Genomic DNA, 11,480 nt, shown 5'->3' with positions numbered 1-11,480 from the left:
GAAGCCCCGAGCGAGGAAGCGGGACACGCTGATGACCGTTTCGTTCGACACTGCGCCCGATGTGTACAAGCACTGGCGTTTGAGCGTCGATGGGGAGATCGCCACGCTCACACTCGCGGTCGACGAAAACGGCGGGCTGGTACCCGGCTACGAGCTGAAGATGAACAGCTACGACCTCGGCGTCGACATCGAGCTGCACGACGCGCTGCAGCGCATCCGGTTCGAGCACCCGGAAGTGAAAGTGGTCGTGGTCACCAGCGCCCTCGACCGCATGTTCTGCGCCGGCGCGAACATCAAGATGCTGGCGTCCTCGGCGCACAGCTGGAAGGTGAACTTCTGCAAGTTCACGAACGAGACCCGCAACGGCATGGAGGACTCGCCGGGGCTGACCTTCATCGCGGCGCTCAACGGCACCGCGGCCGGTGGCGGTTACGAGCTGGCGCTGGCCTGCGATCAGATCGTGTTGATCGACGACAACTCCTCGACCGTGTCGTTGCCGGAGGTGCCGCTGCTGGGCGTCCTACCGGGTACCGGTGGCCTGACCCGGGTGGTCGACAAGCGTGGCGTCCGCCGGGATCTGGCCGACGTGTTCGCGACCACGGCGGAGGGCGTGCGCGGCGAGCGGGCGGTGCGCTGGCGGCTGGTCGACGCGGTGGCGAAGGCCCGGGACTTTGACGCCGAGGTGGCGCGGAGGGCTGCGGACGCGGCGGCGCGATCCACCCGTCCGGGGTCCGGCGCCACCGGGATCACACTGACCCCGCTGCGGCGGGAGATCGAGGGGGACGTGATCCGGTATCCGCACGTGCGGGTGGAGCTCGACCGGAGCGCGGGAACGGCGACGCTCGTCGTGGCCGGTCCGGAGAGCGTCCCGGCCGACGTGCACGCCGAGGGCGACCGGGCCTGGCTGCTCGCGACCACCCGCGAGCTGGACGACGCGATCCTGCGGTTACGCACCAACGAGCTCGATCTGGGCACCTGGCTGCTGAAGACCGAGGGTGATCCGGCGCTCGTCGCGGCGTACGACGAGTTTCTGCTCACGCACCGCGACGACTGGCTGGTGAACGAGACGATCGGGTTCTACCGGCGGACGCTCAAGCGCTTGGACACCACCTCGCGGAGCCTGTTCGCGCTGATCGAGCCCGGTAGCTGTTTTGTCGGAAGCCTCGCCGAGATCGCGTTCGCCGCGGACCGGCAGTTCATGCTCACCGGGCAGTTCGAGGACGACGAGGATCCGAAGCCCCCTGCGGTGGTGCGGCTGGATGCGTTCAACACCGGGCTACTGCCGATGAGCAACGGGAAGTCCCGGCTGCAGACCCGGTTCCTGGGCAGCGCCGACGAACTGGCCGCGGTCGAGAAAGCGCTGGACCGCGATCTGCTCGCGGCGGACGCGGATGCGCTCGGGCTGGTGACGGCCGCGCCCGACGACCTCGACTGGGACGACGAGATCCGCCTGGTCGTCGAGGAACGGGCCAGCTTCTCACCCGACGCGCTGACCGGGATGGAGGCCAACCTGCGGTTCGCTGGTGCCGAGACGGCCGAGACCAAGGTCTTCGGGCGCCTGACCGCCTGGCAGAACTGGATCTTCCAGCGGCCGAACGCCGCCGGCCCCGAGGGCGCGCTGCGCCGGTACGGCACCGGGCAGCGCGCAGCCTATGACCGGAAGCGAGTGTGAGCATGACCAAGCCTGCGCGCGCGCCACTGAACCTCCGGCGACCGGAAGCGAGTGTGAGCCATGACCGAGCGAATCGGTGACGCCCCGGCCCCGACCGGGCCGGTGTCGCGGATCGACTACAGCGAGCGGATCCCGAACAACGTCAACCTGGCCGGTGACCGGCGGTTGCAGCGGGCGTTGGAGGGCTGGCAGCCGAAGTTCCTCGAGTGGTGGAAGACGCTGGGCCCGTCGATCCCGACCCACGACGTCTACTTACGCACCGCGATCGCGGTGGGCCGGGACGGCTGGGCACACTTCGACCGGGTGCCGATGGAGCAGTACCGGTGGGGGATCTTCCTCGCCGAACGCGACCCGGACCGGACGGTCGGCTTCGGCCAGCACCAGGGAGAACCCGCGTGGCAGGAGGTCCCCGGTGAGTACCGGAGCGAGCTGCGCCGGCTGATCGTCGTGCAGGGCGACACCGAACCGGCGAGCGTGGAGCAGCAACGCCACCTCGGCCTCACCGCCCCGAGCCTCTACGACATGCGGAACCTGTTCCAGGTCAACGTCGAGGAGGGCAGGCACCTGTGGGCGATGGTCTACCTGCTGCACGCCTACTTCGGACGGGACGGCCGCGAAGAAGCCGAGGAACTGCTCAGGCGCAACTCCGGTGACTTCGACTCACCCCGCATCCTCGGCGCGTTCAACGAGGAGACCACCGACTGGCTGTCGTTCTTCATGTTCACGTACTTCACCGATCGCGACGGCAAGTACCAGCTCGGAACCCTCAAAGAATCCGGCTTCGACCCGCTGGCGCGGACCTGCCAGTTCATGCTCAAGGAAGAAGCGCACCACATGTTCGTCGGCACGACCGGTGTGCAGCGGACGGTCCAGCGCACCGCGGAGCTGATGGCACAGCACGGCACCGACGACCTCTGGGACCACGGAGGCATCCCGCTGAGCGTCATCCAGAAGTACCTGAACTTCCAGTACTCGGTCTCCCTCGACCTGTTCGGCTCCGAATCCTCGTCCAACGTCGCCGCCTACTACACCGCCGGGCTCAAGGGCCGGTGGATGGAGACCCGCCGCAAGGACGACCACCAGCTCACCGACGCCACGATGGACGTCCCGGTCATCCAGGACGGCCGGATGGGCGTGAAGACCGTGCCGATGCTCACCGCGCTCAACCTCGATCTGCGCAACGAGTACGCCGCGGACTGCGCGGGCGGCGTCAAGCGCTGGAACGCCGAACTCGAGAAGGCCGGCGTCGACGCCCGGTTGTACCTGCCGCACGAGGGGTTCAACCGCAAGGTCGGTGCGTTCGCCGGACACCACGTCCTTCCGGACGGCACACTCACCGACGACCCCGAGGCGGTCGCCGCCTACCTGCCGACGGCGGAGGACCGTGCCCGGGTGGCCGAACTGATGGTTCCGCACTACGAGCCGGGTGACTTCGCCGGCTGGATCGCACCGCCCGCGCACGGCATCAACGATCTGCCGGTCGAGTACGACTACGTCCGCTTCTGACGGGAGGGGCACCGTGGCCACCTCGCTGTTCAACGCCGCCGAGTGGCTGGTGAGCCGGCACGCCGCCACCACACCGGACCGGCGTGCGATCACCGCGATCGACCTGGACGGATCGGTCCGCGAACTCACCTACGGCGACCTCGACACCGACATCCACAGATTCGCCGCAGCCCTGCGCACCGCCGGGCTGCGACCCGAGGAACGCGTGCTGCTCTGCATGGGCGACACGCCCGAACTCGTCACCGCGTTCCTCGCCGCGCTGCGGATCGGCGCCGTGCCGGTGCCGGTCAGCACGATGCTCACGCCGAAGGACATCCAGGCGCTCGCCGGTGACAGCCGCGCCCGGATCGTCGTCCTGTCCGCGGAGTTCGCCGGGCTCGCACCCGCGCTGGAGGGCCTGCCCGAGATCACCGACGTCGTCGTCCTGGCCGGCCAGGACCCGTTGCCGCGGGTGCTCGGCGTCCCGGTCTGGCCGTGGGAGTCGTTCGTCGCGTCCGGCGCGGGCGCGTCCACCGATGTTCATCCCACGACCGCGGAGTCGCCCGCGTTCTGGCTCTACACCTCCGGCACCACCGGCACACCGAAGGCCGCGATCCACCGCCACGGCTCCCTCCGCGACACCGCCGAGACCTACGCCGCCGACGTCCTCACGATCGGACCCGACGACGTCACGTTCTCGGTCGCCAAGATCTTCTTCGCCTACGGCCTGGGCAACAGCCTCACGTTCCCGTTCGCCGTCGGCGCGAGCACCGTCCTCGACCGCTCCCGCCCCAACCCCAAGACCACCCTGCGGGTACTGCAGGAACACCGCCCGACGCTGTTCTTCGCCGGACCCACCTACTACGCCGCGCTGCTCGCCGCCGGTCTCCCGCACGACGCGTTCGCCGGTGTCCGGGCCTGCGTCTCGGCAGGCGAAGCGTTCCCCAAGCCGCTGTTCGAACGTTTCACCACGTCGTTCGGCGTCGAGATGCTCGACGGCATCGGCTCCACCGAGATGCTGCACATCTTCATCAGCGGACGCCCCGGCCGCACCCGCGCCGGCGCCACCGGCGAAATCGTCGCCGGGTACGACGCGAAGATCGTCGACGACGACGGGATCGCGGTCCCCGACGGCACCCCCGGCCACCTCTACGTCCGCGGCAACTCCGCCGCCACCGGCTACTGGGCCCGCACCGAGATCACCCGCCGCGTCTTCCAGGGCCCCTGGGTGCGGACCGGCGACACCTACGTCCGCTCCGCGGACGGCTACTACTCGTCGCTGGGCCGGACCGACGACATCATCAAGGCCGGTGGCATCTGGGTGTCCCCGACCGAGGTCGAAGAACGCCTCCGTGCCCATCCGGACGTCGTCCAAGTGGCCGTCGTCTCGGTGCCGGACGCCGCCGGGCTCGACAAGCCGGTGGCGTGCGTCGTCCTGGCCGAAGGTTCCGGCACCACCAGCGACGACCTGGTGCAGTTCTGCCGGGAGGGCCTGGCCTCGTTCAAGCGTCCCCGCCACGTCCTGCTGTTCGACGCGATGCCGGTCACCGCGACCGGCAAGCTTCAGCGTTTCCGCGTCCGCGAGATCGCGGTGGAGCGCCTGACCGCGGCCTAAGCGTATTCGGCGACGGAGTCCAGGTAGAGGTGGAGCCGAGTGCTCGTACCCCCCGGCGTGGAGTGCACCCGGACGAGGTCGGCCAGCTGGTTGACCAGCAGCAGACCGCGGCCCCCGGCGGCGGTGCGGTCGGTCACCGGGATGCGCCCCGCGAGTGGGTCGCGCAGGTACCCGCTGTCCGCCACCTGGCAGACCAGTTGGCCGTCGTCCGCCCAGATCGTGAGCCGACCGGTGCCACCGCCGTGTTCGACCGCGTTCTCGGCGAGCTCGGTGATCGCGATCGTGAGATCGACGACCCGCTCCGGCGGCAGCCCCGCCCGGTGAGCCTGCTCGGTGACGAAACGACGGACGGCCGCCAGCGCGAAGAGGTCGAGGGCGAGGCTCGCCGCGCCGGGCGGTGGCTCGGGGAGCGGGCGGTTGTAACCGGCCACGACCGCGAGCGGATCGTCGTAGTGCGCGCTGTCGTAGCGGCGGGTCGGATCGACCATGATCGGATGCGTGCGGTACGCGTCGTCGACCCACGCCGGATCGAGCGTCGCGACGTTGTACGGGCACAGGATTGTCGCCGGCCGACCGGTGAACGCGGTGTTGATCAGGGCCTCGTGCTGGACGCAGGCGGGGTATTCGGTGGCGCTGCGACCGGCCCAGATGGGTTCGCCGATCAGGCGCACCCGGCGTCCGGGGTGGGCGTTGGCGAACGCCAGCAGGACCGTCGGGATGATCCGGCCCGGGTTGCGGCCGACCACGGTCATGTCGCGCAGCAACACCTGCTCGGCGTCGGCGCCGAGTGCCTCGCGGATCAGCGCCAGGTTCGGACCCGGTACGGCGACCGCGACGGGTTCCCCGGCGGCCAGCCCTTCGCGGACGAACGGCACGGTGCCCGCCAGGTACTCCTCGTCGTCGCGATAGAGGAGCGCGGGGTGGACGAAGTCATCGATCATGCAACGGCGCCATTCGCGCAGGTCAGGTCCAACTCAGGCACCTCGGCGAAGCCGAGGTGGTCCAATACCGTCGCCACCGCCGCGCGGGGCCCGGCGAGCTGCACGCCGCTGGGGGCCCGTACCGCGAGCCGGCCGAGCACGGCAGCCGTGGCGGCGTCGGCGAACTCGAGCCCCGCGACGTCGATCAGGATCGGGACGGCGGGGTCGGGTTGCTGCTCCAGGACGGCGTCCAGCGCCGCGGCCAGCGACTGGCGGTTGCTCAGGTCGGATTCGCCGGTCAGCCGGAGGCCGTAGGGGTCGGTCGTGCGGCGGATGCGGAGCAGCGGCGTCCAGCCGGGGTCCACCTCGGGAGCGGCCGAGGCCGGATGGGAGCAGGCCACGCGGCGCAAGAGCTCGCGAGGGAACGTGCGCCGGTCGTAGAGGCACAGCGCGAGCGATCCCTCGTCCATGAAGAGGCTGTTGACGCAGGCCTCGTAGCGGGGCAGCTCGTCGATTCCGGCGGGCTCGGTCAGCGCCCAGGCCATGTCGCCGACGATCCGCAGCCCGCGATAGCCGTCACGGCCGGCCTGGTCGATGTGTCCGGCCAGGTCGTCCAGCATGCGAGCCGCCTCGAACCGGCCGGCCGGGAGATACGCCTCCCGGGCCGGCAGTACCTGCACCTGACCCGCGTGCCGGGCCTCGGCGGTCGCGACGCCCCGTTCTTCTAAGCCGGTCAGCACGGCGATCGGCGACAGCGACTCGGCGAAGAGCAGAACCCGGTCGCCCGCGTGGAGACCCGCCGCGACCGTATGTGCCATGAGGTCCAGGCCGTCGTCGGGACCGTCGACGAACGAGCAGACGTGATCACCCAGCTCCAGCCGGGCGGCCATCGCGACGCCGGTCATGTGATCACCTCCCACTCGTTCGATCCGACCTTACGCGACGCCTTTCGGGGCCCGAGATACCTCACGGTGTGCCCGGTGTCGTGAGGGCGGTCGCGGGCGCTCGGAGGATCCCGACGGCAGCGTCGACCAGGCCGGCGGCCATGCCCTCCCAGGTCGTGTGGATGGTCGGGCGCCCCTCGGCGAGCGCGCCCTCGAAGTCCGCGCACGCGTGGATCAGCAGCGTGCTGGTCAGCTGGCTGCGTTCCGACCACACCGGCTCGGGTAGCTCCCGCAGGCATCGGCGGAGACCGTCGCGCATCTGGTGGTACGAGGGCGAGCGGCGCGTGTGGTCGCCGAGCGCCGAACGCAGCACCGGGTCGGTGACGACCTGGGCGGCGAACCGTGCGTACCAGGTCGGGCTGCCCAGCGACGCGAGGTGGCGGGGGAGCGGAAGGACCAGACAGGACACCCAGTCACGCAGGTCGGTGCTGTCGCTCCCGGCGTCGACCATCTCCTGACGGATCTGCTCCAGCGGCTCGGTGTGCCGCTGGGCGATGGCCTGGATCAGGCCGGCCTTCGTGCCGAAGTGGTAACCGACGACCGCCGTGTTGCGCTGGCCGGCGGCCTCACCGATCTGCCGGTTGGAGACCGAGACGACGCCGCGTTCGGCGAACAGCCGCTCGGCGGCGACCAGGATCCGCTCCCGTGTCTCGGCGTTCCGCTCCGCTGACCGCGCCATGCCCTCTCCCGGTTCTGCGACGTGTCCCACATGGTGCCCGATCGGCGGGGGTGTTAGCTTAACTCAAACGCTTGATTTAAATTCTCTCCGCGAGGATCCATGTCAGTGACTACACGCGCCACCCCGGAAGAGACCCGCTCGGTCCTTCCCGCGCTGGGCGTCCTGCTGCTCGCGCTGTTCGTCTCGACGCTGTCCAGCACGGTCGTCACGACCGCGTTACCCCGGATGCTGCGCGATCTGGACGGCACGCAGACCCAGTTCACGTGGATCGTCACCGCGACGCTGCTCGCCGCCACCGCCTCGACGCCGATCTGGGGCAAGCTCGCCGATCTGTTCGACAAGAAGAAACTCGTCCACATCGGGCTCGTCGTGTTCATCGCCGGGTCGCTCGCGTCCGGGTTCAGCCAGAACGCCGGCCAGCTGATCGCGGCGCGCACGCTGCAAGGACTGGGCGTCGGCGGGCTGCAGGCGCTCACCCAGATCTCGATCGCCGCGATGATCCCGCCGCGCGAGCGCGGCCGGTACGCGGGATACCAGAGCAGCGCGACCGCGCTGTCCACGATCGGCGGCCCGCTGCTGGGCGGCCTCATCGTGGACACCTCCTGGCTGGGCTGGCGGTGGTGCTTTTTCGTCGGCGTTCCGGTCGCGATCCTCGCGATCGTCGCGTTGCAGATCACGCTGCGGTTGCCGACCACCCGTAGTGCGGTGGTGCGCATCGACTACGGCGGTGCGTTCCTGATCACCGGCGGCGTCAGCACGCTGCTGATCTGGATCTCGTTCGTCGGGGACGCGTTCGCCTGGGGCTCGTGGCAGACCGCGGCGATGGTCGGTGGCGCGCTGCTGCTGCTCGCGGTGGCCGCGGTTCAGGAGACGCGTGCCGCGGAGCCGATCGTTCCGCCGCGCGTGCTGCGTGGACGCGCGACCGCGCTGGCGATCCTCGGAAGCCTCGCCGCCGGTACCGCGATGTACGGCGCGACGGTGTTTCTCACCCAGTACTTCCAGGTCAGCCGCGGCCGGACGCCGACCGAGGCCGGGATGCTGACGATCCCGATGATGGCGGGCATCCTGGTCGCCTCGATCGTCGGCGGGCGCCTGGTCAGCCGGAACGGGCGCCTCAAGCCGTTCCTCGTCGTCGGATCCGTCAGCCTCGCCGCCGGGTCGGCGTTGCTCGGGCTCACCGACGAGGGCACGTCGTTCGTGCTGCTCGGGGTCGCGATGGTGCTGATGGGCGCCGGTGTCGGACTGACGATGCAGAACTTCGTCCTGGTCGTCCAGAACGTCGTCCCGCAGCGGGACATCGGCGCGGCCAGCTCCACGGTCTCGTTCTTCCGCTCGCTGGGCGGTACGATCGGCGTCGCGGTGCTGGGCGCCGTCGTCGCGCGGCAGGTCGCCGCCGGCGTCGCGTCCGGGGAGAGCGTTCCGCAGGCCTACGGCGAGGCCACCGGCGTCGTCTTCCTGATCTCGGCAGGCGTCGCCGTGCTCAGCATCGTCGCGGCGGTCTGCCTCCGCCCGGTCAACCTGCGCACCAGCCTCGACCTCAGCGACGAGCTGACAGCGGCCGCGATCGCGGCCGACGCCGCCGACGGGGCACCGGCGATCGACCTGGTCCCCGGCCCGGCTCTACCTTTTGATAGAGAACCAGGTCGCTCGCCAGGACGACGAGACCGGCCCGCGGGATTTCTACGCTCGATTCATGACCGCATCCCGTAGCAAGTACGCCGCTGTTCTCGCCGGTGCCGCGGGCCTGGCTCTGATCGTCGCCGGCTGGTGGATCGTCGGCTGGGAGTACCGGGGCGACTGGGGTCGCCTCACCGACGTCTCGTGGTGGGTCGGCGGGTTACTCCGCGGCCTCGGCTGGCTCTGGCTGGGCAAAGCCGGCTTCAAGATCGCGCTCGCCGGCATCGCGGGCACGGTGGCCCTGGTCGCCTGGGTGCGGCGTTCCCGCCGTGCCCGGACCCAGCCGCAGGAGTCCGGTGAGGGATGAGACCGCGGCCGGGCCTCGGGCCGTCCTCACTCCACGAGCTTGCCGATCGTCGAAACGTCGCGGACGAGCCCGGCGATCTCCGGCGGCGTCTCGGGCACCGGCTCCCGGACGACCTGGCCCGGCCCGGACCACACCAGGTTGACGCGCAGCGCGTCGTCCGGTTCGGGATAGTCGGAGCGGTTGTGGCAACCGCGGGTCTCGCGGCGCTCGATCGCGGTCTCGATCGTCGCTCGGGCTGCGATCAACGACGAGCGCAGGTCGAACGCGTGCGCGAGGTCCTGGAAGCCGGCGCGGTCGGGGTGGACGCCGATGCTCTTCTCGGCGCTCCTGAATAAGGATGGCTAGGACACGCGGAATGTGACGGCCCCGCTGAGTTCGGTGGGCGGCTGCGCGAGGTTTTGGCAGCTCAAGGACGTAATCCGATATAGTTGGGCAAACCGGTCTTCAGTGCGGGGGGCGCAGTGGCTGGCGGCGGTGAATCCATGACCCAGGGCGTGGTCGCCCCGTCGCCCGCCGACCTGGCGCGTCGGCTGGCTCATCCGTCGATCCGGGCGCCGCTGGCGATCGCTCTGACCAACGCGTCGGGTCTCATCGAGTGGATCAACCCGGCGTTCACCCGGCTGACCGGCTACTCGGCGGACGAGGTGATCGGCAAGGACCGGCTCGATCTCTTCCGGGGCGCCGTCCTGCGCACCGGGGAGATCGAACGGATCCGGCAGGCCATGGCGGCGGGCCAGCTGATCGAGGCCGAGTTCCAGACCCTCACGCGGACCGGCCAGCCCTACTGGGTCTCGTGCGTGGTGGCGCCGTCGGTGGACGGCGACGACGCCGGCTCGTTCGTCTTCGCGGAAGAAGACATCACGCAGCGGCGGCGCAGCGACGACGCCGCGCGCGCCGCGGTCCGCCGCGCGGAGGACCTGGCGGACAGCCTCCGCACGGAACAGGAGCTGCTCGAGGGCGTGCTCTCGACGATCCCGCACATCGTGTACTGGAAGGACTCCGACAATCGGTACCTGGGCTGCAACGACGCCTTCCTGCGGCTGCGCGGCCTGGCGTCGAAGGACGACCTCGCCGGGCGCACCGAGGAGGAGCTCCCGGACGGCGACGAGTTCGTCACCGCGATCCGCAGCCTGGAACGGGAGGTCGTCGCGGACGGCGTCCCGGTCGTCGACCACTCGATCGTGATCAGCGAGCCGGACGCCAAGCAGCAGCGGACGATGCTGCTGAGCATCCTTCCCCGGTACGGGGAGGACTCCCGGATGGACGGGGTGATCGGCGTCGGCGCGGACGTCACCCGGGTGAGCGAGCTCGAGCGGCAACTCGCGCAGGGGACGCGGCTGGAGGCCGTCGGTCAGCTGGCGGCCGGGCTGGCACACGAGATCAACACGCCGGTGCAGTACATCTCGGACAACGTCCTGTTTCTCGCCGACTCGGTGGGCGACATGCTCAGCCTGGTGCAGTCGATCGCCGCGGCGATCGGAGCCGGCGGCGCGACCCCGGCGTCGTCGGATCCCGAGGAGCGGTGCCGGGCCGCGCGGGCGCTGATCGACGGCGTCGATCTGGAGTTCTTGAAGGACGAGATCCCGAGCGCGCTGGAGCAGACGCTGGAGGGCGTCGGCCGGGTCGGGGAGATCGTCCGCGCGATGAAGGAGTTCTCGCATCCGGGGCAGGGGCGGTCGGACACCGACCTGAACCGGGCGGTCGAAACCACCGCTCAGGTCAGCCGCAGCGAGTGGAAGTACGTGGCGGAACTCCACCTCGACCTAGACCCCGCGGTCGGCCTGGTGCCCTGCTACGAGGGAGAGTTGAAGCAGGTCGTCCTCAACCTGATCGTCAACGCCGCCCACGCGGTGGCCGACCATCGGCCGAACGCGCTGGGCCGGATCGACGTGGCGACACGACGGGGTGAGAACGAGGTCCTGATCTCGGTGAGCGACAACGGCACCGGCATGGACGAGGCCACACGCGAACGCATCTTCGACCCGTTCTTCACGACCAAGGAAGTGGGCAAGGGCACTGGTCAGGGTCTGTCGATGGCGCACAACAGCATCGTCGGCAAGCACGGCGGAGCCATCGACGTGGCCTCCGAACTCGGCCGGGGCACGACGTTCACGATCCGGCTCCCGATCGTCGACTCGACCGGCGAGGTGAAGGAAGGCGCCGAGGACGAGATCTGGTGAC

The 11,480-nt window shown here is 70.1% G+C and carries 9 protein-coding genes and 1 pseudogene; 6 read left to right on the top strand and 4 right to left on the bottom strand.

What is annotated here, in order from left to right; genetic code table 11:
* Nucleotides 1–31 precede the first annotated feature (31 nt).
* Genes boxC through BUB75_RS31170 form a run of 3 tightly spaced genes read left to right on the top strand, consistent with a single transcriptional unit; the run spans nucleotide 32 to nucleotide 4,772 of the window.
* Nucleotides 32–1,672: a 2,3-epoxybenzoyl-CoA dihydrolase gene (gene boxC / locus BUB75_RS31180; protein ID WP_073261900.1), complete on the top strand. Its 1,641-nt coding sequence runs from the start codon at nucleotides 32–34 to the stop codon at nucleotides 1,670–1,672.
* 60 nt (nucleotides 1,673–1,732) lie between these two features.
* The gene (gene boxB / locus BUB75_RS31175; protein ID WP_073261898.1) at nucleotides 1,733–3,178 is read left to right on the top strand and encodes a benzoyl-CoA 2,3-epoxidase subunit BoxB; all 1,446 of its coding nucleotides are present in this window, start codon (nucleotides 1,733–1,735) and stop codon (nucleotides 3,176–3,178) included.
* A gap of 13 nt (nucleotides 3,179–3,191) precedes the next feature.
* Nucleotides 3,192–4,772 carry a benzoate-CoA ligase family protein gene (locus tag BUB75_RS31170; RefSeq protein WP_218617868.1) on the top strand — a complete coding sequence of 527 codons (1,581 nt, stop codon included), beginning with the start codon at nucleotides 3,192–3,194 and terminating at the stop codon, nucleotides 4,770–4,772.
* Here BUB75_RS31170 and BUB75_RS31165 read toward each other — a convergent pair.
* The 3 genes from BUB75_RS31165 to BUB75_RS31155 form a co-directional block, all read right to left on the bottom strand.
* On the bottom strand, nucleotides 4,769–5,713 hold the full coding sequence (locus BUB75_RS31165; protein WP_073261896.1) for a sensor histidine kinase: 945 nt from the start codon (nucleotides 5,711–5,713) through the stop codon (nucleotides 4,769–4,771). The two genes, BUB75_RS31170 and BUB75_RS31165, sit on opposite strands and share 4 nt — an antisense overlap.
* Nucleotides 5,710–6,597 carry an MEDS domain-containing protein gene (locus tag BUB75_RS31160; RefSeq protein ID WP_073261894.1) on the bottom strand — a complete coding sequence of 296 codons (888 nt, stop codon included), beginning with the start codon at nucleotides 6,595–6,597 and terminating at the stop codon, nucleotides 5,710–5,712. The genes BUB75_RS31165 and BUB75_RS31160 overlap by 4 nt, the downstream gene beginning before the upstream one ends.
* A 61-nt stretch (nucleotides 6,598–6,658) precedes the next feature.
* The gene (locus tag BUB75_RS31155; protein WP_073261892.1) at nucleotides 6,659–7,315 is read right to left on the bottom strand and encodes a TetR/AcrR family transcriptional regulator; all 657 of its coding nucleotides are present in this window, start codon (nucleotides 7,313–7,315) and stop codon (nucleotides 6,659–6,661) included.
* Between the two features lie 99 nt (nucleotides 7,316–7,414).
* Between BUB75_RS31155 and BUB75_RS31150 the strand changes: the two genes are divergently transcribed.
* Both BUB75_RS31150 and BUB75_RS31145 read left to right on the top strand, forming a co-directional pair.
* A complete protein-coding gene (locus tag BUB75_RS31150; protein ID WP_084741923.1) occupies nucleotides 7,415–9,025 on the top strand; it encodes an MDR family MFS transporter in 1,611 nt (536 codons plus the stop codon).
* Nucleotides 9,009–9,299, top strand: coding sequence for a hypothetical protein (locus BUB75_RS31145; RefSeq protein ID WP_073261890.1), 291 nt, complete (start codon nucleotides 9,009–9,011; stop codon nucleotides 9,297–9,299). The genes BUB75_RS31150 and BUB75_RS31145 overlap by 17 nt, the downstream gene beginning before the upstream one ends.
* Before the next feature lie 26 nt (nucleotides 9,300–9,325).
* Here BUB75_RS31145 and BUB75_RS31140 read toward each other — a convergent pair.
* Nucleotides 9,326–9,616, bottom strand: a pseudogene (locus tag BUB75_RS31140) (succinate dehydrogenase); the annotation flags it as partial.
* A gap of 165 nt (nucleotides 9,617–9,781) precedes the next feature.
* Between BUB75_RS31140 and BUB75_RS31135 the strand changes: the two are divergent.
* A complete protein-coding gene (locus tag BUB75_RS31135) occupies nucleotides 9,782–11,479 on the top strand; it encodes a PAS domain-containing sensor histidine kinase (protein ID WP_073261888.1) in 1,698 nt (565 codons plus the stop codon).
* The last annotated feature ends 1 nt before the right edge of the window (nucleotide 11,480 follow it).

Origin of the sequence: Cryptosporangium aurantiacum (assembly GCF_900143005.1) — a bacterium.
Lineage (GTDB): Bacteria > Actinomycetota > Actinomycetes > Mycobacteriales > Cryptosporangiaceae > Cryptosporangium > Cryptosporangium aurantiacum.
This window is presented reverse-complemented; position numbering and strand designations above follow the sequence as displayed.